A 3,058-nucleotide genomic window follows, 5' to 3' on the forward strand; every position below is an offset into this window, starting at 1 on the left:
TCCCACAGATTTGCACAGAAAAGACTCAGAAATACCTTTGTGTAACTTTAGTCTTCTCTGTGCAACTTTGTGCAATTGGATTTTTTATCCCACTAACCGTTAACCGCTAAACTAAATTCTCCTGCAGCCTTGTTAATCTGCATCAGCTCATCATCTGATAAACGGAAGTTGAGGGCTTTTACATTTTCTTTTACCTGCTGTTCATCGCGGGCGCCTACCAGCACACAGGTTTAATTTTCGCAAGCAATGCGTTGGTACGATTAATATTCCCGGTGGTATAGGAATTATCACGTTGGGTAGGTGTTTATGTTGGTATGTTGTTACGTTCAGTGCTATAGCAAATACTGAATGTAGCCTGCATTTAACATAAACACTTACACACATAAACACGTCACAATCCCATCATTACGAACGCTCCCCAATAATACGCATCTTTATAGTTAGTCATGAGCTGAAGCTGGGCTTGCTTAAATGCTTTTTGTTTGTTGCCCAGCTTGATCCAGTTGCTATAGAAACTGCTCATTAATTGATTGGTGGCGGCATCGTCTACTTTCCATAAGCTCATAATGAGTGCATCGGCACCGGCTACGAGAAAGGCACGCTGCAAGCCGTATACACCTTCACCGGCTTTTACATCACCAAGTCCCGTTTCGCAGGCGCTGAGTATAATGAGGTCTGTTCCTTCCAGGTTGAGGTTCATTGCTTCGTATGCGGTGAGTATACCATTGTCGTTACTATCAAGATTAGGCATACGCTTGCCGCTCACGGTGCCCGATGCGCCTGCCAGCAAAAGCCCTGATCGCAGCAGCGGGTTGTTGTTCGCATTTTCAAGCTGCACACCGAAAGCTATACCGGTAGGCTCAACATCCTGTAGGAAATATCCATGCGTAGCAATGTGAATAAGCGAGGGAGCCTTTACCGCTTTCAGATTTTTTTCCGTTGCAGTTTTTTGTGTGAATTGAGCAACGGTATATCCCGATGCCTTTAATACTTTGGCTACGTTGTCGATCTCTGTTTTTGTACCCGGCAATGCCGGTATATCTCCGGCTCCATAATCCGGAAAACCTACCAGCGTAGCAGTCTTCTTTGTTGCCTTTGCTTTTTTACTCTTTAATGCGATCAGGTCTTTGGAGTTACCGAGTATAACCAGGTCATAGCGGTTCAGTACATAATCGCCGTCCGCTTTGCGAAGTGTGTTGATATTAATCTGATTATAGGCGCCATCAGGTGAAATATAGATAAGTTTTTTGCCCTGCAATGCCGGCTCTATTCGCGCCCAGTATTGATCGTACGAATATTCATCGGCAATGCGCTGCTGAACAGCATTGCGATAAAATTTAGCATAACGTGTGTCGAGTTGTAGCCCATTGTCGAGTACAGTAAGTTTGGGCATTTCTGTGTTTTTGGTAAGAACCAATGCCAGGTATCGTGCATCGTTCTCGAACTTCTGATCATATTTTTGCAAGCGTATAATTTCAACGGTTGCCTCCGTGTCGTTTAGCAACGCACGAATCTGGCCGGAGCTTACTTTCTTCACTGAATATCCGGATGAAAAATCGGCAGAGCGTCCTGATAGTTTTCGCTCCATCGCATTGGCCGCGCGTTCCAGTGAATCAAGATTTATATTTTGTTGTTTGAGGTCTTCTTTGGAGTAAGCATATAGCCTGGCAAGTGTTTCCTTTTGATCAAGCCACGTGATATAGTCTTTGATGAGCTGCGCATCTTTACTCGTCAGGATGGTTTGCTTTACCTTGTTGGTAGAGTTGAGCAACAAAGCCTTGGTGGCGATGCGGTAGTCGAACAGCGATTCCAGTACGTGTACATTCTCTGCGCTTGCTTCTACGGCAAAGTTGTAGAAGCGTTGAAAGCGCGGTGAGAGTATATCCCAGTATTTTGTTTTCTCTGCTTCGCTCATCGGGGGAAAGTATGTGTTGATGAAGTCGAGCGATTTATCCATCACCTCGCGATACAGCATGAACGAGCGATCCCACGCTTTTCTCTTCCATTCCAGTATAGCAATATCTTCCTGCGACTGCACATACAGCGGATGGTTTCGTCCCAGGGTAATTTCGCGAATAGCCAATGCTTTCTCCAGCAAAGGCGCTGCATCGGTATATTTCGTTTTATAGCGATAGAAATTGCCGAGGTCGCTGATCGCTTTTGCATACGCTGGATTCTGTTCGCCGAAGTTTGATTTGTAAATGGAAGCGGATCGCTTTAGCAAGTCTTCCACTTTATCTTCTTTGCCCATCACCATATATAGCGCAGCCTGGTTGTTGAGCATGGATGCGTAGTCAGGATTGTTTTTGCCGAGTCTTTTCTCCATACCGAGGTATATCGTTTCGGCTTCCGGATATTTACCCATCTGTTGATAGAGCAGCGCCAGGTTTGAAAGGAACTTGAGGTGATTGCGTGATTTACTGCTTTGAAGTTTTTCTGCGATCGTGATCGCTTCTTTCAATATTTTCTCTGCTTCCTCAAAACGTCCTACCGACTGAAACAGCATCGCCTGGTTGTTCAGGACGATGGCATACGGCATAGCGGTTTGAAGATTATTGCTTTTAATAATGCCAACCGATGTGTCAAAATCTTTCTCTGCCTCATTATAGCGGGCCAGGTTATATTTCAGTACACCGTAGTTGTTAAGGGAGGCAGCAACGCTGGGGTTGTTATCGCCATATTTAGTCTTGCGCATGGTGAGTGCTTCTTCCGTAGCCTCTTGGGCTTGTGTAAAGCGCCCCATGGTAGCGTAGAGTAATCCCTGGTTGGATATAGTCTTGATGTATCCTATATCTTCCTGAAGTCCCGCTTTTTCGTAAGCAGCTTTTGCTGCCGTAAACTTTCGTTCAGCCATGGTAAACTTTCCATTGGCATACCATACTTCACCGGCTTCGCGGTGGAAGCGCGCAAGCTCGGCATCGGAGAGTGCATCGTTTTGGAGATACGAAGATGTAAGGCCCACGGCAGTGGTAAATCGTGCAGCTACTTCGCCCTTTTCTTTTATATCAAAAAGCCCGGAGTTGTCGCTTAGCAGAATGGCATAATCAAAATCAACGGA

The 3,058-nt window shown here is 45.5% G+C and carries 2 protein-coding genes; both read right to left on the bottom strand.

All coding sequences use genetic code 11. From position 1 onward, the window contains the following. Positions 1-92: 92 nt before the first annotated feature. Positions 93-224: a hypothetical protein gene (locus tag V7Q33_RS19190; RefSeq protein ID WP_333820926.1), complete on the bottom strand. Its 132-nt coding sequence runs from the start codon at positions 222-224 to the stop codon at positions 93-95. A 167-nt stretch (positions 225-391) separates the two neighbouring features. Beyond that, positions 392-3,058: CHAT domain-containing tetratricopeptide repeat protein (locus tag V7Q33_RS19195; RefSeq protein WP_333820927.1), on the bottom strand; the 2,667-nt coding region annotated here is incomplete at its 5' end.

Origin of the sequence: Ohtaekwangia sp. (assembly GCF_036786105.1) — a bacterium.
GTDB lineage: Bacteria > Bacteroidota > Bacteroidia > Cytophagales > Cyclobacteriaceae > Ohtaekwangia.